Genomic DNA, 23735 nt, shown 5'->3' with positions numbered 1-23735 from the left:
AATATGCCCTAATCTAATATTCAGGCATTCAGTTTTCTGAATGCTTTTTTTATTTAATCCCCGTATACCCAATGATTTTAAAAGAAGTTGATAATACCAGCACGGCTGTTGAATTCTTAGATGTTGCACGTGAACTATATAGGAATGATAAGTACTGGGTTTGTCCCCTCGATAAAGATATTGAAGCTATTTTCGACCCTAAAAAGAACAATTTCCATACTCATGGAACCTGTACCAGATGGGTATTAAAATCAAATGACGGAAAACTGATCGGCCGTATCGCTGCATTTATCAATGAAAACAAAGCCTACCAGCCAAAGCAAGCAACCGGAGGTATAGGTTTTTTTGAATCCATTGACAACAAAGAAGCGGCAACATTATTATTTGATACGGCAAAAAACTGGCTTTCAGAAAGAGGAATGAAAGCAATGGACGGACCAATCAACTTTGGAGAGAATGACAGCTTCTGGGGACTATTGATCGAGGGGTTCACTACCCCATCGTATGGTATGAACTATCACCACTCCTATTATAAAAAGCTATTTGAAGATTATGGGTTCACCGTACTATATGAACAGATCACAAATCACCTTGAGGTAAAAAAGCCATTTCCGGAACGTTTTACAAAAATCGCTCAATGGGTTGCCAATAAACCAGGCTATACCTTCAGGCATCTGGAAGTTGGCAAACTGGAACAATTCGCCAAAGACTTTGCAGAGATCTATAATGATGCCTGGCAGAACTTTGAAAACTTTGTGCCTTTGGAAACACAGGGTATTCTTGAAAGTTTCAATAAAATGAAAACAGTGATGGATGAAAAGCTGATCTGGTTTGCTTACATTAATGAAGAACCGGCATCAGTGATAGTTATCATTCCTGATGCAAACCAAATGATCAAAAGCTTTAATGGAAAACTTGGCCTGATCGAGAAATTAAAATTTCTATACTACAGATGGAAGGGAGTAAACAGAATGCGTGCAGTAGTTATGGGTACTAAGAAACCTTTTCAAAAACTCGGCTTAGAATCTGCCTTGTTCATAAAACTTAAAGAATATGTTATTCCAATGAATCAATATGAAGAACTGGAATTATCATGGGTAGGAGATTTCAACGATAAAATGCTTTCTATTCATGAAGCAACAGGTGCCACGCTTGGAAAGAAACATGCCACATTAAGAAAATTATTCTAATAAAGAAAGGGCCTTCTGTTGCAGGCCCTTTCTTTATTATTTCCTAAAAGCACGAAGCTCCTCATACAACTCAATGATTTTCTTTTGAAGATCAATAAGTTCCATTTCACGTTCATGAAGTTTCAGCGTTAGGCTATCAACTTCCGTATTATAGCTCTCCTGACCTTCCTTATCATTAAAAGTAAGTAACTGAACTACTGTCATTTCAAATAATTTTGATATTTGCTCTAACCTGGATAAATTAATATCAGTAATTCCAGTTTCAATTTTTGAAAATGCCGGGATGGAAATTTCTAGCTGCTTGGCTACGTCTTCCTGACTCCAACTTTTCTGATGCCTTAGCAGGCGAATCTTTTTTCCTAATGTTTTCATGGGTTTTGTTTTTCTTGGTAGAATAGATGTTTGTTTTAATATAGCTTAATAAATATTAAAACTATTTAACTGATATATATACATGGTAATTTATTTTCTTTAAAATTTATTAACACTCATTTCCCTCCTTTGTTTTTCTATTGTATTAAAATTATTCAATTGTATACCTAAATAATTATTAAACGAAATTTTATTATGAAAGTTCTCAACAAACAATATAAAATTTTTCCCTATGCATTAATTTAATTTCCTGTCAAACTCAAATAAACACCATAATATTTCGCAGAATTTAAAAAAGGGTATCTAAAAAGTTGAAAAAACTTAGAAATAAGAATTTTCTTTGGAAGTGCAAAATATTTCAGAACTAATTACATTGCAAATTTAAATTATTTTTCCAATAAACTAATAAAGTTTATTTAAACAAGAAACTTAAACTTGGCAGAGACCCAATTATTGAGCTCTTTATGATCTATGTAACTAAATCCTACAGAATCGCATTTTTGCTTAATTATTGACAGATCAGGTTCTTCATAGAAGCCACTCAGAAAAAGTGCCGAACCAGGTTTTGCGACCTCCGAATAACGGTCCAATTGGTCTAACAAAATATTACGGTTAATGTTAGCAAGGATGGTATCAAATTTTTGATCAGGAATCACTTCTTTAGATCCACATAAAGCCTCGATATTATTTATTCCATTCAGCTCTGAGTTTTCAATTGTACTTTCAAAGCAAATCTCATCATAATCAATAGCTAAAATCTCTGCTGCGCCCATTTTTGAAGCTAATATTGCCAAAATACCTGTACCGCAGCCCATATCCAGAACTTTTTGTCCTGCGAAATTTTCATCAAGCATAAATTCCATCATCAGGGCGGTAGTTTGATGATGGCCGGTTCCAAAGGCCATCTTTGGATCGATCACAATCTCATATTCGTACTCTGGATGAGGTTCATGAAAAGTTGCACGAATATAACAGCGATTACCAACCTGAAGCGGCTCGAAATTGCTTTCCCATATCTCATTCCAGTTTTGATGAGGGATACTTTTAGAGGTAAATGTGAATGTGAACATATCTCCAAATACTTCCTTTAACAATTCTACCTCATCTGCATTGAGTTCTTCAGAAGGAATATAAGCTTTAAAACCATTTTCAATATCTTCAAAAGTATCGAAGCCTATTTCAGATAAAGCATTGATCAATAAATCTTTATGGAACTCCTCTATGGTGGAAAGGTTAAATATAACTTCGCTATAAACCATGCTTAACTGAGTGCTTTGATAATATCCACAAAATCACGGGCTTTTAATGAAGCACCTCCAATCAATCCGCCATCAATATCCGGCTGTGCAAAAAGCTCCGAAGCATTTTTAGGATTACAGCTCCCTCCATATAAAATAGTCAAATTATCAGCCAGATCCTGACCATATTTATTGGCCAGTAAGTTCCGGATAAAGGAATGAATTTCCTGAGCTTGCTCAGGACTAGCAGTCAATCCTGTTCCTATAGCCCAAACAGGCTCATAGGCTAGTACCATTTTACTGTAATCGTTGCCCTGAAGATGGAAAGATGCTTCAGAAATTTGTTCTTTTATTACGTCAAAATAGGTTCCTCCATTTCTCTGCTCCAGCGTTTCACCTATACAAAAAATCGGTATCAAGCCATTTTTCAATACAGCATCAAGTTTCTGTGCCAATAAAGAATTCGACTCAGAAAAATACAATCTGCGCTCTGAATGTCCGATTATTACATAATCTGCACCAGTTGAAGCAATAATTGAAGCTGACACCTCACCTGTATAAGCACCGCTATCGGCATGATGGCAATTCTGAGCACCTATTGACAATTTAACATCTGCATCTAAAGCTTTAGCTAAGCTGCTTAAATGAATATATGGGGGGCAAATAATTACCTCCTGATCTCCGCTAACCTCCTCTTTAAGGAGTTGCTGTATTTCATTAAAAAGCTGGATCCCTTTTTCAAGGTCCATATTCATTTTCCAGTTACCGGCAACAATATTTTTTCTCATTCTATATTTATATCGATTGAAATTAAAATCTTCTGTATTTTTCTGTAAGCTCAAAAACATGGGTTAAAATTTTCTGTTCCACCTCATTAAACTCAGTATTTCTACGTGCAAATACCTTTATTGCAGTTTCAAACATTTTCTTTAAAGAGTATACCTCAAAGCCCTGGTTTCCACCCCAGGAGAAATCAGGAACAAAATTTCTTGGGAAACCTGATCCGAACAGGTTTGCACTTACCCCTACAACAGTTCCTGTGTTGAACATGGTATTGATAGCGCATTTAGCATGGTCAGCCATAACTAAGCCGCAAAACTGAAGTCCGGTTCTTCTGAAACTTTCATTTGAATAATCCCATAATCTTACTTCGGCATAATTATTCTTCATATTCGAATTATTGCTGTCAGCCCCTATATTACACCATTCCCCTAATACTGAATTTCCAAGATAACCCTCATGTCCTTTAGCTGAATTAGCAAATATGACTGAATTATTGATCTCGCCCCCTGCTTTTGAGTGGGGACCAATTGTAGTCATTCCGTAAATCTTGGCACCCATTTTTAATATTGCACCTTCACATAAAGCAAATGAACCCCGAATATGACAGCCTTCCATAACAATCGATCCTTTTCCTAGATATATCGGGCCCGATCTGGAATTAAATGTTGAACATTCTGCGTCAACCCCTTCTTCAACAAAAACCTGGTCACCTAAAATAATATTCGTGTTGCTCAGGCTGGCAGAAGTACGACCTTTGGTCAGTAGTTCGAAATCTTTTCTGATCTCAGTATCATTCAATGAAAAAATATTTTCCGGAAATGCGATTCTGACAATAGGATTGACATATTCGACTCTTCTGTAAGAAGAGAGGCTATTAATATTAAATCCTTTTACTGCCGCCTCATTTAACTTAACAGCAAGTAAAAGTTGATCAGCAAAAAGGGCCTCGCCTTCTTTAATTCCAACAATTGCCCCCAAAAGTTCTTCATCTGGACATATAGCAGAATTGATCAGGAGATTTTCAGCATCTATTAAAAGCGGGTATTTTTCCTGAAGGTAGTCTTCAGTCAGGTAGGAGATCTCTGCATTCAGATATCGCTTCCATTTATCTGCAATGGTCAAAATACCTACCCTGAATTCAGAAATAGGCCTTGTATAAGACAAAGGCAATAAATTATTACGAAACTGATCGTCAAAAAGAATTATACCCATAAAACAAAAATAAAAAAAGTCCCGACCTTATGAGCCGGGACCTTTATTTATTATTTACAATAAAATTATTTTTTCTCGTAACGGGTACGGAATTTATCAATACGTCCAGCAGTATCAACCAATTTCATTTTACCTGTGTAGAATGGGTGTGAGGTGTGTGATATCTCTAATTTTATTAGTGGATATTCATTACCATCTTCCCATTTAATACTTTCTTTAGTATCAATACATGACTTAGTTAAGAAAGAATATTCGTTAGACATGTCCTTGAACACAACTAATCTATAATTTTTGGGATGCAATTCAGCTTTCATCTTCAATACTTTTTAAGAGGTGCAAATATAGAAAAAAATACAATTATTAAAAAGTAAATTTTGAAATTATCTTATTTACCTGTTTTTCATGCTTGTCGAAAACCTTTTCTCACATACCTGGATCAATATTTATGGCAAAAATTCCGATTGTTTTATTTCCTGACAAAGTTCTATCAACACTCCATGCGATGATTTGGGATGCACAAAACACACCAATTTATTATCAGCTCCTCTTTTGGGATTATCGCTTAGAAGTTGAAACCCTTCACTTTTGAGTCTGGCCATTTCCTTCACAATATCATCAACAGCAAAGGCGATGTGATGTATACCTTCTCCGCGCTTCTCAATAAACCCATTTATGGCACTTTCAGCGGAGCTGGCTTCAAGCAATTCAATTTTGCTTTCACCAACCTTAAAGAACTCCGTAACCACATTTTCGGAGGCTATTTCTTCCTTTTTATAACTTTTATAACCCAGCAGCCGTTCATACAATGGTGCGGCATCTTTCAAGCTTTTTACTGCAATTCCAATGTGCTCTATCTTGTCCATGACTATATTAATATGGCATAAAAATGACCATTTTATCTATACCTGCATAGACATAATTGATAATTACTGAAAAATTAATTTCATATCTTTGTATCAAATTAAACAAGACAATAAAATATTAAAAATGGATTTGCCTATATACTTAGATAATAATGCTACAACTCCAATGGATCCACGGGTTCTTGATGCTATGTTACCGTACTTCAATGCAAAATTCGGAAACGCTGCAAGCAGGAATCATGCTTTTGGATGGGCTGCAGAAGAAGGGGTTGACTATGCACGTGAGCAGGTTGCAAAACTGATCGGAGCAAATGAAAAGGAAATAATTTTCACTTCAGGAGCAACTGAATCAGATAATCTTGCTATCAAGGGTGTATTTGAGATGTATAAAGACAAAGGAAATCATATTATCACCTGTGTTACTGAACACAAAGCAGTTTTAGATGCCTGCAAACATGTCGAAAAACTGGGAGGAGAGGTTACTTACCTTGGAGTTAAATCTGACGGACTGATAGATCTTGCAGAACTGGAAGCTGCAATGACAGAAAAAACCATTCTTGTTGCGATCATGTACGGCAATAATGAGATTGGTGTTATTCAGCCAATTAGAGAGATCGCAGCCATTACCCACAAGCATGGTGCTTTGTTCATGACCGATGCTACTCAGGCAGTTGGTAAGATACCAGTTGATGTAAATGCTGATGGCATTGACCTGATGGCCTTCACCGGCCACAAGATGTACGGTCCTAAAGGTGTTGGAGCATTATACGTACGACGTAAAAACCCAAGAGTTAAGGTTACTGCTCAAATGGACGGTGGCGGTCACGAAAGAGGAATGCGTTCCGGAACATTAAATGTACCGGGAATTGTAGGACTTGGAAAAGCAGCTGAGCTTTGTCGCCTGGAAATGGATGAAGAAGCAAAACGCCTTTCGAAATTACGTGATAAATTACAAGCAGAACTTACTGTACTTGAAGAAAGTTATGTAAACGGTAACACAGATCATCGTTTACCGCATGTTGCCAACATCTCATTCAAATATGTTGAAGGTGAGGGATTAATGATGGCCATGAAAGATCTGGCAGTATCATCAGGATCGGCCTGTACATCTGCTTCATTAGAGCCATCTTATGTATTGAAGAGCCTAGGACTTTCTGATGACCTTGCACATTCTTCCATACGTTTTGGTTTGGGTCGCTTTACAACAGATGAAGAAGTTGACTTCGCAATTGAACAAACTAAAAAAGCAGTTAATCACCTTCGCGACCTTTCACCACTTTGGGAAATGTTCAAAGAAGGAATTGACCTGGATAAAATTGAGTGGGCAGAACACTAAGGAGTACTAAGTAATAAGTTTTAAGTAATAAGTTTTAAGTAATAAGTTAACAAAAACTCATAACAGATAACGGACAACTCATAACAGATAACAGACAACACATTAATCATATACCCGGGTAACCGGTACTAAATAATAGAAACTATGGCATACTCAGAAAAAGTAATCGATCATTATACTCATCCCCGCAATGTTGGAACTCTTGACAAAAGCAGTACTAAGGTTGGAACCGGCTTAGTTGGTGCTCCGGAATGCGGCGACGTTATGCGCTTACAAATTGAAGTTGATGAAAATCATATGATCACTGATGCGAAATTCAAGACATTTGGATGCGGATCGGCAATCGCGTCTTCTTCTCTTGCAACCGAATGGCTTAAAGGCAAATCTATTGATGATGCAATGAAGATCGACAACATGGATATTGTTGAAGAACTGGCACTTCCTCCTGTTAAAATCCATTGTTCAGTATTAGCTGAAGATGCTATCAAGGCAGCGATCAATGATTACCGTGTAAAAAATGGTTTGGAAGCGTTAGAAGTGGCTAAATCTCACCACTAAGAAATATCCAGACAGAAAACAGCTCTGGGTTATAAGTATTAAATAAAAATGGTAACAGTTACAGATAAAGCGAAAAGTAAGGTTGAACAACTAATGTTTGAAAACGAACTCGACAAGAGTTATTTTCTGCGTGTTTCTGTTCAGGGTGGTGGTTGTTCTGGCTTATCTTACAAAATGGACTTCGACAATGAAGAGAAACCCGGCGATCAGTTTTTTGAAGATCAGGGTATTCGCCTTGCTCTCGATATGAAATCATTTCTATACCTCGCTGGTACAGAACTTGACTTTTCAGACGGTTTGAACGGCAAAGGCTTCAATTTCATAAATCCAAATGCATCCCGAACCTGCGGATGTGGAGAAAGTTTCTCCGTATAATATATTGATAATCAAACTGTAAAACTATTTTACGGAAGAAAAATAATAGTAAAAGGCTCGTAATAGAGCCTTTTGCTTTTTTACAGGTATTCTGTTATACTTGTTGATTATAAATTTTCATACACGCTCAAAATGAATTCAATTACAGAGTCTACAACAATTCCGGATTTACTCAGGAATGTAGTCGGGTACGTTCACGATGAAAATACAAGCTTTTTACTTCATAAGGTAAAAGAAAACTGGGTAGAGATCAGCTATAAGCATGTATTAGATACAGCAGATGCTATTTCAAGTTATTTTCTTGAGATGGGGATCACTAAGGGAGACCGCCTGGCTCTGATCATTGAAAATTCAGTCGACTGGGTTTATTATGATCAAGGCTTGCAACAGATTGGAGGTGTTAATGTTTCCATATACCCTACCCTTTCAGAATCTGAAATTGAATATATTCTGAACGATTCCGGTGCCAGGACCTTACTTGCAGGCAGTCCCTTCCTGTTCAGAAAAATACTTAAGGTTGCCAATAATTGCCCTAATCTTCAACGGATAATCCCTGTCTTCGATGATTACCAAAAATATCTTCCTGATACTGAACTAAATGCAGGAGTGATCAGTTTGAAAAACTTAATTGAAGAAGGTAAAAAAACTATAGACCGATACAAAAAGAATATAGAAATTGCGAGAGAAGCCATTCTTCCCAGCGATCTAACATCCCTCATTTATACCTCTGGAACAACCGGAACACCAAAAGGAGTTATGTTAACGCATTCCAATTTCGTGCAAAATGTTAAAGTTTGCCTGGAACAGATACCGGTAATTAATAAAGACGATCTATTCCTGTCATTTCTTCCTCTATCTCATGTATTTGAGCGTACAGCCACTTATCATGTTTGCTGTGCTGTAGGAAGTAAAATAGCTTTTGCGCAAAGTCTTGAGCTTCTTGCAAAAAACATGGCAGAAGTTAAGCCTACAGTTATGAGCTGTGTACCACGTCTGCTTGAGCGTATCCACGATAAGGCGATGAAAAACGGCACCTCAGCCGGAGGAATTAAAGCGAAAATATTTTTATGGGCAATTGAAACTGGAAAAGAGTTCAGGGAAGTTCATGAAGCAGGAAAACAAGCGAGCTTAATTTTAGGCATCAAGAAATCCATCGCAGAAAAACTGGTTTTCAGTAAGATCAAGGAGAAAACAGGCGGCCGTTTAAAATTCATGCTTTCTGGTGGTGCTGCCTTACCTAAAAATGTTGGAGAGTTTTTTGGCAATCTGGGAATAAAGGTCCTGGAAGGATTCGGATTGACAGAAACCTCCCCTGTTATGTCGGTAACTGAATATCACCGCCAGGTTTATGGAACGGTTGGCCGCATCATACCTGGTATCGAAGTTGCTATCCAGGATGTAGAAAGCAAAAATATTATCACTATTCAGACCCATGAGAGCTTTGATGAAAATTTTGAATGTGCTGAAGGCGAAATAATTGTGAGAGGGCATTGTGTGATGAAAGGATATTGGAATAAACCTCTGGAAACTGCTGAAGTAATTGATAAAGAGGGCTGGTTCCATACAGGTGATGTTGGACGTTATTATAAAGGTAACCTTCAGATCACAGACAGGATCAAGAACATGCTTGTGAATGCCTATGGTAAAAATATTTATCCGACACCCGTTGAAAATACTTACTTAAAAAGTCCTAAAATCGAGCAGATATTCCTGATCGGAGATAAACGGGAATATGTAACTGCCATTGTAATTCCTTCAAAAGAAGTGCTTCAGGAAACGTTCAATTTAAATGAAGAGTTTTTCCAGGAGCAGGATTCATTCATCAGGGATCAAAAAATACTGGATTGGTTAAATGCCGACATTCGTAAATATTCAAGTGAGCTGGCTAAGTTTGAACGCTTAAAATCATTTCTGGTGAAACGAAACCCATTTAGTATAGAAGAAGGTGAGATCACTCCTACTATGAAGGCGAAAAGAAAGGTGATCGAGAATAAATATTCTGAGGATATAAGTGATATGTATTTACAGGAGACGGAGGCCGATTAATCAGGAATAAGGATAATAGATTGCTTTATTTACAATTCATGGTTCTTATTCATGGTTCTTTAAATTTTGTCCTGCAAGACTCAAACCTTCCTTTAGCATATTTCCACTGAAAACCCTATTTTTGCAGAAATTTTAAATAAATGAGCATCGGATTATCTGAACTGGAGATTATGCGCCGTGAGGCCTTAGGTGAATTACGTAAACTGGGAATTGATCCCTATCCACCTGAAGCCTTTGAAGTCAATGTTAACGCACAGGATATACTAAACAATTACGAGCGGGATAAGACCTCTTATAAGAATATCCATTTCGCAGGCAGGATAATGAGCCGACGCATCATGGGAAGTGCCTCATTTGCTGAACTTCAGGACTCTACAGGCAGAATTCAGGCCTATATTAACCGTGATGAGATCTGTCCCGGAGAAGATAAAACTCTTTATAACACTGTATTTAAGAAACTTTTAGACATCGGCGACTTTGTTGGTGTCAGCGGATACGTTTTTACTACCAAGACCGGAGAAATTTCTATTCACGTAAGTGAAATGAAGATCCTTTCGAAGTCATTAAAGCCACTTCCGGTTGTAAAACGGGATGATGAAGGCAATATTTACGATGGATTTACAGATCCTGAAATGCGCTACAGACAACGTTATGTTGATCTGACCGTTAATCCTGAGTTCAAACAAATCTTCATGAAACGATCTAAAGTGATCAACACTATGAGATCGTATTTCGATGACCAGGGATGGATGGAAGTAGAAACACCTATCCTGCAGCCAATCCATGGCGGAGCGGCAGCAAGGCCTTTCAATACACATCATAATGCCCTGGATATGCCGCTATATTTGCGCATTGCCAATGAATTATACCTTAAGCGATTAATTGTTGCAGGCTTTGATGGAGTATATGAGTTTGGAAAAATGTTCAGGAATGAAGGTATGGACCGGACTCATAATCCTGAATTCACCTCCATGGAGATCTATGTAGCTTATAAAGACTATATCTGGATGATGGCAATGGTTGAAGAATGTTTGGAAAAAGTAGCTCTTGCCATTCATGGACAATCAACCGTAAAAGTTGGTGAACAAATGATCGAATTTGCCGGTCCGTACGAAAAACTATCCATGTACGACTCTATTAAAAAGTTTACAGGAATAGATGTCTCATCAATGAATGAAGAAACTTTGCGAGCAACATGCAAGGAACTGAATATTGAGATAGATGCTACAATGGGAAGAGGAAAACTTATTGATGAAATATTCAGTGAAAAGGTTGAAGAGTTTCTTATTCAACCAACCTACATTACCGACTATCCGATAGAAATGACCCCGCTCGCTAAAAAGCACCGTAGTCAGGAAGGACTTGTTGAGCGTTTTGAACTATTTGTAATGGGCAAGGAGATCGCCAACGCATATACAGAGCTAAATGATCCTATTGATCAGCGTGAGCGCCTTGAAGAGCAGCTATTGCTTGCTGGCAGAGGGGATGAAGAGGCAATGGCCATGGATGAAGATTTTTTGAGAGCATTGGAATATGGCATGCCGCCAACATCAGGACTGGGAATTGGAATCGACCGTTTAGTGATGCTGATGACCGATCAGAGCACAATACAGGAAGTATTGTTCTTCCCTCAAATGAGACCTGAAAAGAAGGCCAAACAGCCTTCCGCAGAAGATTTCATAGCTTTAGGTATTCCGGCAGAATGGGTTCCTGTATTGAATAAAATGGGATTTAAAACTGTGGAAGAGCTAAAAGCAGGAAACCCTAACAAAGTCTTTAACGACCTTGGCGGAATGCGTAAAAAAATGAAACTTGAAATTACAATGCCCTCCAAAGAAGCTGTTTTGGAATGGTTTAGTTAACAAAAGCATAACAAAAGCATAAAGGCCGTTTTACTTTTAAGTAAACGGCCTTTATTATTTTTGTACTAAATAATTAAACACAATGAAAAATTCAAGTATTGAAATATCAGATCAGGAATATCTGATCAAACTAAGTAAAGATGATTTTGACCTTACCTTTATTAAAAATCTGTTGAGGAGAATAAAGGAAGAGCAGTATTTTTCTGCCATTAACTCTCCTTATGACCTGGATGATCTTAAATTCGCTCAATTGAATTACGAATCCTCAAGCCGTTTCGATAGCCTCAGAGACAAATAACAGCTTAAAATTGGCGGTAATTGCGCTGCTGTACTGTACGATCCATCTGCCCCATCTGCTCCTTCATCATTTTTATCTGATCAGCCAATAATTTATTCTTATCGGCTTTTTTTGCCTCCTGCAGATATAAAGTAGCTTCCCTCTTATTTCTTTTTGCCATTGCAATTCCAGCAAGGCTTAATTTGGCCAATGCAATATTATGATCCATGGTCATACCTAAACTGATAGCTCTCTTAAAATACTTTTCAGACTGAAGGGGAGCCTTACGTGATTCTATCAAACCGATCAGCAAATTGTAATAACCGTGTTGTCCGCTGAATAGCTGAGTTTCATAATTTTTTATACGGCTCAACCAAACTCCTGCCTGATCCATATTATCCTTACGCAGATAATACTGTGCAATGAGCATATATTCGTTATAAAAGAAAGTTACAGTGATAAGAATAGCTATGAAAACTGAAAGTATTCCCCATCCCCAAAATCCGAAAATCATTAAAGTTATTGCTGCACCCAATATTATAGCTGCAAGTATCAATCTGATGTAATTAGGCATTATCTTGTTATCTTTTAAATTTGTTGCAAATATCCGTTTATTTGATCGTTTAACCAATATCTATCTAAGAAAATATGCCCCTTCAAATTGAAACCAGCTGGAAAGAAGTCCTGGAAGAGGAATTTGAAAAAGACTATATGATAAACCTACGCTCATTTCTTCAGCACCGTCTGCAAGAAGGACATACCATATTCCCAGCTAAAAGCTTAATATTCAATGCATTCAACCATACTCCTTTTGAAAAGGTCAAAGTGGTTATTCTCGGACAGGATCCTTACCATGGTGCAAATCAGGCACATGGATTGGCATTTTCAGTTCAAAAAGGTGTTTCATTACCGCCATCACTTAAGAATATTTTTAAAGAACTTCAATCAGAGTTTAAAGATTTTCAATATCCCAATCATGGGGACCTTAGCCAATGGGCAGACCAGGGAGTTTTATTGTTAAATGCTACACTAACTGTTGAAGCATCCGATCCGGGGTCACACCAAAACCGGGGATGGGAAATATTTACTGATAGGGTTATTCAATTAATATCAGAAAAACGATCAGGAATAATTTTTCTGCTTTGGGGGAAATTCGCGCAAGCTAAATCGAAGCTTATTAATAATGAAAAACACGTTGTTCTGACAGCGGCTCATCCCTCACCCTTTTCAGCATATAATGGCTTCTTCGGATGCAATCACTTCATTAAAACGAATAAAATATTGAATCAAAATGGTCAAAAGGCCATTAACTGGCAGATCTCGTAATTTGAGTGAGGTTAATATGCTGACATACTCATAACATAGGAACAAAAGGAAAATTCAAATTGCCTAATATTCAAGTGGCACTGCAGGTTCTTTCTTATTTGTAGACATGATCATCATAGTCTGGAAGGTTTTAACAACTGATATCTTACTGATCTTATCCATGATCAAACGTTCATAGGATTTTATGTCTTTAACATAGGCCTTCAAAAGAAAATCACATTGCCCTGTAACATGATGGCATTCAGTAATTTCTTTGATCGCATCAATTTCTTCAAGAAATACCTGTATCGTATTATTCTTATGAAAGTCAAGCTGGATCTGTATGAAAGTTTTTATGCCTAATCCAAGCAGTTCCTCATCTACAAGAGCATGATAGCTCTTGATATAATGAGCCTGTTCCAGTTTTCTAACGCGCTCAAGGGTTGGAGCCGGAGATAAGCCTACTTCATGTGAAAGTTGAAGATTCGTTATCCTTCCATTTTCCTGCAGAATCTTTAAAATTCTGAGATCGATTTTATCCAGTTCTATTGCCATAAGTATCCCAAAATTAAAAGTTTTATAAGAAGCAGCCAAATTTTATTTTAAAATTCCTTCATAAAATTAGCAGATATTTTTTGATTTATTTTTTAGATTAGTCTAAATTAATAATTAGATTTGTTTAATTATGTCAACTATACACTCGTTCACAGAAGAAAATTACCTGAAAGCTATTTATCATTTAAGTACTGGCAACAGTTCAGTAGTGAGCACCAACCAGATCGCTGAAATGACCAATACTAAAGCAGCATCTGTAACTGACATGTTAAAGAAGCTTGCAGACAAAAAACTGATCAATTACATTAAATACCAAGGTGTTACTTTAACAGAAACAGGAAAAAAGGCAGCTGTAAACATTGTCAGGAAACACCGATTATGGGAGGTTTTTTTGGTAGAGAAGTTAGGCTTTAAATGGGATGAAGTTCATGATATTGCTGAAGAACTTGAGCATATCAATTCTGAATCATTGATCAACCGTCTTGACGATTTTCTTGGAAACCCGGCAGCAGATCCTCATGGTGATCCTATTCCAGATCGTTCAGGAACCATTCATCAGAAAAAACTGGTCAGGATCTCCGATATGCTGCAGGAACAAAGCGGAATGATATCAGGTGTGAGCGAGCATTCGTCAGTTTTCCTGAAGTTACTTGAAAAAATGGGACTAACTCTCGGAACCAAAATAATGATCTCCGAGTTAATTGAGTTTGACGGATCCATCATTCTAACAGTAAATGAAACTTCGGATCGAACAATCAGCCGTGAAGTGGCAAAGAATATTTTAGTAATGTTATGAGTAACAGAAATGATGATTCATTAAGTGAAGTTCATAGTTCAGTAAGTACAACTGACAAAACCGGCTGGAGGAAACTCTTTGCATTCATTGGTCCTGCATATCTTGTCAGCGTTGGCTATATGGATCCGGGAAACTGGGCAACAGATATCGCTGGCGGTAGTCAATTCGGTTATAAATTGATCTGGGTATTACTCATGTCCAACCTGATGGCACTATTACTGCAATCACTTAGTGCCCGGCTTGGAATAGTGCGCGGACTAGATCTGGCGCAGGCTTCACGAAATACCTATCCTACTTATATCAATTACCCCTTATACGTTCTGGCACAAATTGCGATCGTTGCCTGTGACCTTGCAGAGATCATTGGTATGGCAATTGGCCTGAACCTTTTATTCGGCCTGCCATTGATATGGGGAATTTCAATAACCATACTCGACACCTTCCTGCTTCTTTTCCTGATGAATAAGGGAATGAGAATGATGGAAGTATTCATTGTTTCCATGGTATTTATTGTTGGGATCTCCTTTCTAACCGAAATGTTCATCGTTGAACCGGTATTTGGAGAAGTGATCTCAGGGTTTAAACCATCCATTTTGTCGGGAAATGCACTATATATTGCTATAGGAATCATTGGTGCTACAGTTATGCCACATAATTTATATCTGCATTCCTCTTTAGTTCAAACCAGAAAGATCGAAAGAACTCCAAAAGGTATCAGGGAATCATTAAAATATAATTTTATCGATACTACTGTTGCCCTGAACCTTGCATTTTTTGTAAATGCCGCCATACTGATACTGGCTGCCACTGCATTCTATAAAAACGGTTTATTTGAAGTAGCTGAGATACAGGATGCTTATAAGTTACTTGACCATATATTTGGATCAGTTGCACCAACCATGTTTGCCATTGCACTGATAGCTTCGGGACAGAGCTCTACGATAACGGGAACTTTAGCGGGTCAGATCGTTATGGAAGGTCATCTAAAACTACGGATACAACCCTGGATCAGGCGCCTCTTAACAAGGCTGATGGCCATAATTCCTGCATTTTATACTATCCTGCATTTTGGAGAAGATGCACTTGGCGGACTATTGGTCTTAAGCCAGGTAGTATTGAGTTTACAATTAGGATTCGCTGTAATTCCACTGATTCATTTCAACTCTGATAAATCAAAAATGAAAGAATATGCGATAAAGACCTGGGTAAAAATCCTAGCCTGGCTTACCGCATTGATCATTGTTAGTTTAAACGTTCAGTTGGTCATTGAAGAGATCGGAGGTTGGATAAAAGATACGACCGTCAATGTTTGGTGGATCTACCTGCTGGTAATCCCTGTGATAGTTATGATTTTTGCATTACTTGTTTATGTATTCATCATGCCATTTTTCAAGAAATCTGAGCTTCAATCTTCCAATGTACCTCATGGTGAGGCATTAAAGATCGGAGAAATTCAACCAATAATGTATCATAAGGTTGGAGTTTCGGTTGATTTCTCTAAATATGACCGGAATACCTTGCGACATGCACTTCTACAGGGTGGTAAAAATGCTGAATATCATCTGATACATATTGTTGAAACAGCAGGTGCCAGATTCCATGGTGAAAAAGTGCTGGATCATGAAACACAGAGTGATACTGACAATCTTCAGAAGTATAAATTAAATCTGGAAGAACTGGGTTATAAGATCAATATTGCGATCGGATACGGAGCCCCTGCAAAAGCAATTTCAGAAATTGTAAAAGAAAGAGGACTTGATCTGCTTGTTATGGGTGCTCATGGACATTCCGGCATCAGTGATCTGATCTTTGGTACAACAGTGGAAAAGGTTCGTCACAATGTGCAAATCCCTGTTCTGATCACTAAATAATTTTATCTTTCTGCTATACTTTTAAGAAGAAACAAAAGCTCTTTGGCTTTGAAGTAACCATCCTTCTGGTAGATGATATTCTTCTTTTCATCCAGAATACTTATAGAGGGATAGGAGATCTGCCCCCTGATCATTCCCAGTTCAACAGCCAGCTCATTAATTCCTGTGTTGGATCCGGACGGCTTGTATTTAAATACCTGGCCTTTAAACCTGATATCTTTCCTTTCCTCAGCATCAAGAAATAGCACATGATATTTATTGGTTATCAGCTCTGAAACTTCCTTATTCTTCAATACATTATTCTTCATTGCATGACAATACTTGCACCATTTGGTTGTGATCATGACCAGAACAGGCCTGGGTTCTGCATTTTCCAATTCCTCAAAAGTTATTGGCTTAACCTGTGCAATTAAAATGCAAGGCAAAAACAGGGTGATTGACCATATCATTAAAATCCTGAGCATATTATCTGAGTGTATATCTTAATCCTAAAAATGCCCGAATCCCCTGATTCGGTGCATAAACATAACCCGGGTCAAAACTTAATGCATAAGGATTTTCCGGACTTGAAATCACTCCCCCCGAAGCATCTCTATGTACATTCTTATCGAAAGGGTCTCTGCTGTTCGCAATTAAAAAAGGTTCATTCTTACCGGGTTTCCAGTTCAGCAGATTTTTCACTCCTCCATATATCTCCAATTTTTTAAAGCCTCCATAGGTCAATTGTATATTTTGAAGACTCCAAACAGGTGAATATTCACTCCTTGGATCAGAATCGCCTAAACGGGGCAAACGCATAGGACCATAGATATTTCCAGTATAATCAATAGTTACATGTGAGCTGGTCAATTTATAAGAAACGCCCCAGGTACCCATCCATTTCTCTGTAAGTAATGGGCGGACCAATATGTTGTTTTGTTTTGAAAAAACATCCAGCAAGGATGCACCTGCCAAAATCTTTATCCCATTATTTAAATCCACATCCAAATTAGCACTGAGACCCCTTGATACTGCATATCCATTTAAATTGCTGTAAATGATCTGATCAGGATTCGTAAGGTAATCAGGAATGATCTGATTATTAAAATAGGTGTACCAGGCAGATGCATCGATGCTCATAAAACTGCCATTCTCGAAATAGATCTTTTTGTTAAAATTCAGATTAGCATTATAACTTCGCTCTGGCTCAAGTTTTTGATTAACTACAACTTCCCTGGAACCTGTTATGGCTGCGTGTTCTTCTGTAAACAAGCTAACTACACGAAAACCTGTGCCCGCATTTACCCGCAGCACATTGTTATCATTGATGTTCCATTTGTAGGCTATTCTGGGTGTCAAAATATGCCGGTGAACCGAATTATAGTCGTAACGAATTCCCAAAAGTACTTTATGCTTTAGGGATAAGGATATTTCATCCTGAATGAAGATCCCCGGAAGCCATACTTTATCTGGCTGGTCAATATTATTTAAGGATGCAGTGGCAGGTGTATTATCATTATAGAATGTGTATCGCAAGGCTGTACCAAGCAACAGATCATGTCCATTTATCTTTTTGTCCCAGCTAAGCTGCCCGAAAGCAATCTTTTGCCTTGCATTATATAAGGTGTTCCCGTAGACTGAATTTTGAGCATGATCATTGAGCGAAAAGGCTAACATAACAGGTTCTTTCAATGGTAATTGATAAGTTCCTAAAAGCTCCCATCTGTTAGTATAAATACTTTCAGCATATCGTTCTGTACCACCACGGAAAGATCTGTCCCAGTTTTTATCTCCTCCCCAGCGATCCTCATAATTATATCTTCCTGCCAGACTTAACAACCTGTTCTCTTTCCTTTTGAATGACCATTTCTGAAAGACCGAAATACGATCCTGTAAAGCTATATCCGTGAAATTATCATCATTATTATCAATTCTGTTACTATAATTAAAATAGTTGATCCCTGTCAGAATATCTGCGTATTTCCCTGCTTTGAGTTTAATACCGAGATCAGTATTCAATTCTCCCCAGGAAGTACTAAAAACATCCGCAGTAAGAGCCGGGGCATTTTCAGGCTTTTTTGTAATAATATTGATCAGTCCGCCAACCGCTTCTGAACCATACAGTGATGAAGCAGGTCCTTTTACTATCTCAACCCGCTCGATCAATGCATTGGGGATGCCTGATAATCCATATACAGATGATAATCCGCTTACAATAGGCATTCCATCAATAAGTATCATGGTATATGGGCCTTCAAGTCCATTAATATGAATATCACCGGTATTACAGACATTACAATTCAACTGGGGGCGAACACCATTTACATTTTGCAAGGCATCAAATATTGAAGGGGTCGGATTTTTTCGAAAAAATGCAGGACTATATACCTCTACAGGTACCGGGCTGGCCAGACGGCTCACTTCTTTCATGGTTCCACTAACTACAACTTCACTTATAGTTGAAGAAGCTTCTGAAAGTACCAGATCAAGCTCAAGAACCTGATTGTCAATAACAGTAACATCCTTACTAACAGGGCCATAGCCCATTGCCGAAACCATCAGGGTATATTTTCCGGGAGGCAGTTTTTCAATACGATATCTGCCTTCTGAATCACTTGATGTTCCAAACCTGCTATTTAAAACTGCAATGCTGGCAAACACAATGGGCTTTGTGCCTGATTTAACTGTACCCTGAATGACTGAAGTCTGTGCCAGGACAGTATTCAGGCATCCAATCAGGACAAAAATCGAAAGCAATAAGCGCATATATTATAATTTATATCAATATTAGATTAACAAAAATACAATTTTAGATTAATCTAAAAAAATAATTTTATTACACTCAAAATTTGAAAATTCCGGTTATGGATTTTCTTTCGGATATTTGCAGAGATATGGGAAGCGGAATTAGTATAAAAAACAAAAGAGCATATTTTGAGTATCATATACTCGATACGTATACAGCCGGCATTAAACTTCTGGGGACTGAGATTAAATCAATACGTGAAGGTAAAGCCGATATTAATGATGCATTCTGCACTTTTATCGACGGACAGTTATATGTAAGGAATATGCAGATCGCGGAATATTCTCATGGCTCATTTTATAATCATGAGGCCAAGCGCGACAGGATTCTGCTTTTGAATAAAAAGGAATTAGCCAAACTAAGGACTAATATTGAAGAAAAGGGCTTCACCATAATACCATTAAAGATATTCACTTCAGAAAGAGGATTTGCCAAGCTGGAAATTGGACTGGCACAGGGCAAGAAAATTTATGATAAACGTGAAACCCTCAAAGACCGGGATGCAAAACTGGAAATGAGCAGGGCGATGAAGAGGTAGCTTATTGGGTGTTGTCTGTTGTCTGTTGTCTGGCTACCGTACCCAATCTGATAACCCGATAGCTATCGGGTGTTAACAGATAACTGATAACAGTATACTACCACGCTTTCTCTCCCACCAGCGGCACAAAACGAAATGTATCCAGTACAAAACGCTCAAAATCATTTTCAGCTACCCTAAGAACTGTGATCATTTTCTGAGATTTTTCATCTCCAACGGGAATTACCAGAATACCTCCAATTTTCAGCTGTTTTAGCAAAATTTCGGGAACCAGAGGTGCACCGGCGGTCACAATGATCTTATCGTAAGGAGCATGTTTGGCTATTCCCTTAGAACCGTCACCATAAAAGAATTCGGCCAGATATCCCATATGCGGTAATACCTGTTTGGTCCGGTTATAAAGATTTTCCTGTCTTTCGATCGTATAAACCTTAGCTCCAAGTTCAACAAGGATACAGGTCTGATAACCTGAACCTGTTCCGATTTCTAGTACTTTATCTCCGGTTTTGATGTGTAAGAGTTCTGTTTGGTAGGCAACTGTATATGGCTGCGAAATGGTTTGCCCATCCCCAATGGGAAATGCGATATCCTTATATGCCTGCTTCCAGAATGTTTCGTCAAAAAAATAATGACGGGGTACTTTCCCAATGGCCTTCAAAACATTTTCATCTGCAATACCCCGATCCCTGAGTAATTCAACCAACTTTTTCCTCGCTCCCTTCTCCCGGTAACTATCAACTAATTTATGTGCCATTCAATTTCAAAAATAGTCTTATGCAGGCATTTTCAGAAAATAATATGAATATAAAATCAGGGGAAATATTTTTAATAGGGATCTACATCAATATGCATATATACACCCTTATTTGCTGGTAAGCCATCGAAATTAATAAGGATCTGTTGCAGAACTTCTTTGATCTTTTGAACAGATACTCCTTCCCTCTCTACTTTGAGAAGTATGGTCTGGATATAATAATTTCTAATCCTGCTGATCATTGGGGCTTCGGGGCCAAGTACCCGGTCGCCAAACTGAGATCTCAGGATCTTCGCTAAAGACGAAGCAATAATTACCAGTTTAGAAAGATCTTTATGTTTAACATCGATCTGAATCAGGCGGTAAAGCGGGGGATAATGAAAATTCCTGCGCTCCAGTATTTCAGTATCGAACATTTCCTCGTAATCATTCCTGATCACCTGACTGATTATCCGATGGGTGGTATCATAAGCCTGAATAATAACCTTTCCTTGCTTTGCACGTCTTCCTGCACGGCCTGAAACCTGTGCCAGCATTTGATAGCTTCGCTCAAACGCACGGAAATCAGGATAGTTAAGCATACTGTCAGCACTAATAATCCCAATAGTAGTAACATTTCCGAAATCAAGCCCTTTGGCAACCATTTGAGTACCCACCAGAATATCGATCTTCCCTTCCTCAAAATCATTCAGGAGAACCTGAAAACTGTTCCTTGTCCGCGTAGAATCAAGATCCATCCTGGCAATTCTTGCATCTTCAAAGATTCGCTGTAATTCATCCTCAATTTTTTCAGTACCAAATCCCTTCTGTTCAATTCGCGTTGAACCGCAGGCGGGGCAGGCACTTACAATATCCTGTTTGTATCCGCAATAATGGCAATGAAGCTTTGCACTGCTTTTATGAAATGTTAAGCTGACATCACAGTTAACACATTTTGGGGTGTACCCACAGGTAGTACAGAGTAAAACAGGTGTATAACCACGTCTGTTCTGAAACAAGATCACCTGCTCTTTACGTGACAATGCAGCTTTTATCTCATTCAATAAAACAGAGGTAAAATGCGATTGCATCGTTTTGCGTTTAGTTTCCTCAGCAATACTAACTACTTCAATAAGTGGAGATTTCACCCCTCCAAAACGGCCTTTTAAAGTCACCAGGCCATATTTTTTAATCTTAGCATTGTAAAAACTCTCCAGACTTGGCGTGGCTGATCCCAAAACTATCTGAGCCTTATGTAAATGCGCCAGATAAATTGCGGTGTCTCTTGCATGATATCGGGGTGCAGGATCATATTGTTTATAAGAAGATTCGTGTTCTTCATCAACGATTACCAGGCCCAGATTCATGAATGGAAGAAAAATCGACGAACGGGCACCCAAGACCATTTTATATTCACCCTTCAACACTTTTTGCCATACCTCAGCTCTTTCATTATCATTGAATTTCGAATGATAAACACCTATCTGTCCGCCAAAGTGCTCCTTTAAGCGCTCAATAACCTGTGTGGTAAGTGCTATCTCAGGCAAAAGATAGAGGGTTTGCTTTTCCTGAAGCAGCATCTGCTCAATAAGCCGGATATAGATCTGTGTCTTCCCGGAAGATGTTTCACCATAAAGCAAAACAACACCCTTCTCATCAAGCTGTTCCTGAGTTTCCTGAAGGGCAATTACCTGAGCATCATTTAATTGAAAATCATGCAACTCTTCAAGTTCCCCGAAACTTAAGCGACTGATGACCTTATCTTCCTGAATAAAGATCTCCTTGTCTAATAATGCTTTAAGTATAGCAGCAGAACTTCCGGACACTTCAATCAGATCAGACTTTGCGATTTCAGTCTGTTGTTTTTCAAGTTTAAAATAAGCCAGTAAGACCTCCAGTTGTTTGGGCGCACGTTCAAGCACTTCAAATAGTGCCTTTCTGTTTTCCGTCTCATTATATTGGGGATTCAGAACAATAAAAGCCTTTTTACGGGGCTTGAATTTCTCTGTTATTTCTTCAGATATAATAATGACGTTCTTTTCGAACAATCCTCTCAGGAGAGGAAAGACTGTCTTTTGCCCAAGGAGTTTACTGATATCACTCACACTGAGTTCAGGATGCAGTTCGAGTGCATCAACGATTAGAAATTCTTTGTCGGACAGTAAAGTTTTATCGATATCCTCAGAACTGTTCAGCACAATCCTGGTTTCACTGGCAAGTTTTAAGGCTGAAGGCAATGCTGCCTGCATAACTTCGCCCAAATGGCAGATGTAATAATCAGACATCCATTGCCACAATTTAAGCTGAAATTCATTGACAATAGGCTCTGCATCAAGAACATCAATGATATACTTGGCCTCATACAATGCAGGCGGAGTTTCAGAAATCAGACAAATTATTGCGGTATAGATCCTGCTTCGTCCAAATTGAACAACCACACGTTTTCCAATAGCAATATCCGCGGTCATTTCCAATGGTACCCGATAAGTATAGGTTTTGGAAATAGCGAGTGGAAGAATTACCTCGATGAAAATTGTCTTCCGTACAATGCCCTCAGTTTCATTGAACTCAAGCATTATTTATTCTTTATGGTAGCAACAAGCAGACTTATCCAGCCCAGAATAAAAAACAATCCACCTAAGGGAGTAACTGGTCCAATAATAGATACCTGACTGATATTCAGAATTTCCTTCGCTGATATTAAATATAAGGATCCGGAAAAGAAGATTATCCCCAGACTAAAAAACCAGGAAGCCAACTTGATCTCACGACTATTGAAACGTGAAAAAGTAGAAAGGAAAAGCAGGGCAAAAGTATGATAGAACTGGTAGTCCACAGCAGTTTTCCATACCTCCAGATCAGCTGCACTAAGTCGGCTTTTTAATGCGTGAGCCCCAAAGGCTCCTAAAATAACAGCTAGCATTCCAAACACTGAAGCGATAATAATTATGCGTTTGTTCATATTGTTAGATTAGAATGCTAATTTAACAAACATGTTTGCAATTCTCCTTTGAAGACATAAAAATATAAATTTGTTTAA

General features: G+C 38.1%; 24 protein-coding genes. 11 read left to right on the top strand and 13 right to left on the bottom strand.

What is annotated here, in order from left to right:
* Window positions 1-71: 71 nt before the first annotated feature.
* A complete protein-coding gene (locus tag BLR27_RS00670; RefSeq protein ID WP_090697700.1) occupies window positions 72-1190 on the top strand; it encodes an N-acetyltransferase in 1119 nt (372 codons plus the stop codon).
* A gap of 36 nt (window positions 1191-1226) precedes the next feature.
* Here the strand turns inward: BLR27_RS00670 and BLR27_RS00665 are convergent, their stop codons facing one another.
* From BLR27_RS00665 to mce, 6 genes are all read right to left on the bottom strand, one after another.
* On the bottom strand, window positions 1227-1562 hold the full coding sequence (locus tag BLR27_RS00665) for a helix-turn-helix domain-containing protein (protein ID WP_090697696.1): 336 nt from the start codon (window positions 1560-1562) through the stop codon (window positions 1227-1229).
* 416 nt (window positions 1563-1978) lie between these two features.
* Window positions 1979-2821 carry a 50S ribosomal protein L11 methyltransferase gene (gene prmA / locus BLR27_RS00660; RefSeq protein WP_090697692.1) on the bottom strand — a complete coding sequence of 281 codons (843 nt, stop codon included), beginning with the start codon at window positions 2819-2821 and terminating at the stop codon, window positions 1979-1981.
* A 2-nt stretch (window positions 2822-2823) separates the two neighbouring features.
* A complete protein-coding gene (tpiA, locus tag BLR27_RS00655) occupies window positions 2824-3588 on the bottom strand; it encodes a triose-phosphate isomerase (RefSeq protein WP_090698309.1) in 765 nt (254 codons plus the stop codon).
* A gap of 22 nt (window positions 3589-3610) precedes the next feature.
* A complete protein-coding gene (locus tag BLR27_RS00650) occupies window positions 3611-4795 on the bottom strand; it encodes a GlmU family protein (protein WP_090697689.1) in 1185 nt (394 codons plus the stop codon).
* 65 nt (window positions 4796-4860) lie between these two features.
* Window positions 4861-5109 carry a type B 50S ribosomal protein L31 gene (locus BLR27_RS00645; protein WP_090697682.1) on the bottom strand — a complete coding sequence of 83 codons (249 nt, stop codon included), beginning with the start codon at window positions 5107-5109 and terminating at the stop codon, window positions 4861-4863.
* 129 nt (window positions 5110-5238) lie between these two features.
* Window positions 5239-5658, bottom strand: coding sequence for a methylmalonyl-CoA epimerase (gene mce / locus BLR27_RS00640; protein ID WP_090697678.1), 420 nt, complete (start codon window positions 5656-5658; stop codon window positions 5239-5241).
* Window positions 5659-5782: 124 nt separating this feature from the next.
* Here mce and BLR27_RS00635 point away from each other — a divergent pair, with 124 nt between their 5' ends.
* From BLR27_RS00635 to BLR27_RS00610, 6 genes are all read left to right on the top strand, one after another.
* A complete protein-coding gene (locus BLR27_RS00635; RefSeq protein WP_090697674.1) occupies window positions 5783-6994 on the top strand; it encodes an IscS subfamily cysteine desulfurase in 1212 nt (403 codons plus the stop codon).
* Window positions 6995-7138: 144 nt separating this feature from the next.
* The gene (gene iscU / locus BLR27_RS00630; RefSeq protein WP_090697668.1) at window positions 7139-7552 is read left to right on the top strand and encodes a Fe-S cluster assembly scaffold IscU; all 414 of its coding nucleotides are present in this window, start codon (window positions 7139-7141) and stop codon (window positions 7550-7552) included.
* A gap of 48 nt (window positions 7553-7600) precedes the next feature.
* Window positions 7601-7927, top strand: a complete 327-nt coding sequence (locus tag BLR27_RS00625; RefSeq protein ID WP_090697665.1) for a HesB/IscA family protein — start codon at window positions 7601-7603, stop codon at window positions 7925-7927.
* Between the two features lie 132 nt (window positions 7928-8059).
* Window positions 8060-9973 carry an AMP-dependent synthetase/ligase gene (locus BLR27_RS00620; protein ID WP_090697661.1) on the top strand — a complete coding sequence of 638 codons (1914 nt, stop codon included), beginning with the start codon at window positions 8060-8062 and terminating at the stop codon, window positions 9971-9973.
* Window positions 9974-10113: 140 nt separating this feature from the next.
* Window positions 10114-11835 carry a lysine--tRNA ligase gene (gene lysS, locus BLR27_RS00615; RefSeq protein ID WP_090697658.1) on the top strand — a complete coding sequence of 574 codons (1722 nt, stop codon included), beginning with the start codon at window positions 10114-10116 and terminating at the stop codon, window positions 11833-11835.
* Window positions 11836-11917: 82 nt separating this feature from the next.
* Window positions 11918-12133: a hypothetical protein gene (locus tag BLR27_RS00610; RefSeq protein ID WP_090697655.1), complete on the top strand. Its 216-nt coding sequence runs from the start codon at window positions 11918-11920 to the stop codon at window positions 12131-12133.
* 4 nt (window positions 12134-12137) lie between these two features.
* On the opposite strand, the gene BLR27_RS00605 is transcribed toward BLR27_RS00610, so the two are convergent.
* Complete coding sequence (locus tag BLR27_RS00605) at window positions 12138-12686, bottom strand: hypothetical protein (RefSeq protein ID WP_090697651.1); 549 nt, start codon at window positions 12684-12686, stop codon at window positions 12138-12140.
* A 74-nt stretch (window positions 12687-12760) separates the two neighbouring features.
* On the opposite strand from BLR27_RS00605, the gene ung reads away from it, so the two are divergent.
* The gene (gene ung / locus BLR27_RS00600; RefSeq protein ID WP_090697648.1) at window positions 12761-13438 is read left to right on the top strand and encodes a uracil-DNA glycosylase; all 678 of its coding nucleotides are present in this window, start codon (window positions 12761-12763) and stop codon (window positions 13436-13438) included.
* 63 nt (window positions 13439-13501) lie between these two features.
* On the opposite strand, the gene BLR27_RS00595 is transcribed toward ung, so the two are convergent.
* On the bottom strand, window positions 13502-13972 hold the full coding sequence (locus BLR27_RS00595) for an Lrp/AsnC family transcriptional regulator (protein ID WP_090698305.1): 471 nt from the start codon (window positions 13970-13972) through the stop codon (window positions 13502-13504).
* A gap of 130 nt (window positions 13973-14102) precedes the next feature.
* On the opposite strand from BLR27_RS00595, the gene BLR27_RS00590 reads away from it, so the two are divergent.
* Together BLR27_RS00590 and BLR27_RS00585 are read left to right on the top strand one after the other, a co-directional pair.
* Window positions 14103-14768: a metal-dependent transcriptional regulator gene (locus tag BLR27_RS00590; RefSeq protein ID WP_090697645.1), complete on the top strand. Its 666-nt coding sequence runs from the start codon at window positions 14103-14105 to the stop codon at window positions 14766-14768.
* Window positions 14765-16639 (top strand): Nramp family divalent metal transporter, encoded by a 1875-nt coding sequence (locus BLR27_RS00585; RefSeq protein ID WP_090697641.1) that lies wholly within the window; start codon window positions 14765-14767, stop codon window positions 16637-16639. The genes BLR27_RS00590 and BLR27_RS00585 overlap by 4 nt, the downstream gene beginning before the upstream one ends.
* A gap of 2 nt (window positions 16640-16641) precedes the next feature.
* Here the strand turns inward: BLR27_RS00585 and BLR27_RS00580 are convergent, their stop codons facing one another.
* Both BLR27_RS00580 and BLR27_RS00575 read right to left on the bottom strand, forming a co-directional pair.
* A complete protein-coding gene (locus BLR27_RS00580) occupies window positions 16642-17088 on the bottom strand; it encodes a thioredoxin family protein (RefSeq protein WP_176767566.1) in 447 nt (148 codons plus the stop codon).
* Between the two features lie 16 nt (window positions 17089-17104).
* On the bottom strand, window positions 17105-19384 hold the full coding sequence (locus tag BLR27_RS00575) for a TonB-dependent receptor (RefSeq protein ID WP_090697633.1): 2280 nt from the start codon (window positions 19382-19384) through the stop codon (window positions 17105-17107).
* 128 nt (window positions 19385-19512) lie between these two features.
* On the opposite strand from BLR27_RS00575, the gene smpB reads away from it, so the two are divergent.
* Entirely contained in the window at window positions 19513-19962 is a 450-nt protein-coding gene (gene smpB / locus BLR27_RS00570; RefSeq protein WP_090698302.1) for an SsrA-binding protein SmpB, read from the top strand.
* Window positions 19963-20059: 97 nt separating this feature from the next.
* On the opposite strand, the gene BLR27_RS00565 is transcribed toward smpB, so the two are convergent.
* The 3 genes from BLR27_RS00565 to BLR27_RS00555 form a co-directional block, all read right to left on the bottom strand.
* Window positions 20060-20716, bottom strand: a complete 657-nt coding sequence (locus BLR27_RS00565) for a protein-L-isoaspartate(D-aspartate) O-methyltransferase (RefSeq protein WP_090697628.1) — start codon at window positions 20714-20716, stop codon at window positions 20060-20062.
* Between the two features lie 71 nt (window positions 20717-20787).
* Window positions 20788-23271 (bottom strand): replication restart helicase PriA, encoded by a 2484-nt coding sequence (gene priA, locus BLR27_RS00560; RefSeq protein WP_090697624.1) that lies wholly within the window; start codon window positions 23269-23271, stop codon window positions 20788-20790.
* Window positions 23271-23657: a DUF423 domain-containing protein gene (locus BLR27_RS00555; RefSeq protein WP_090697620.1), complete on the bottom strand. Its 387-nt coding sequence runs from the start codon at window positions 23655-23657 to the stop codon at window positions 23271-23273. The genes priA and BLR27_RS00555 overlap by 1 nt, the downstream gene beginning before the upstream one ends.
* Between the last annotated feature and the right edge of the window lie 78 nt (window positions 23658-23735).

It is taken from the genome of Daejeonella rubra (assembly GCF_900103545.1).
Classification (GTDB): domain Bacteria; phylum Bacteroidota; class Bacteroidia; order Sphingobacteriales; family Sphingobacteriaceae; genus Daejeonella; species Daejeonella rubra.
The sequence above is the reverse complement of the archived record's forward strand: the minus strand, read 5'-3'. Positions and strand labels throughout refer to the sequence as shown.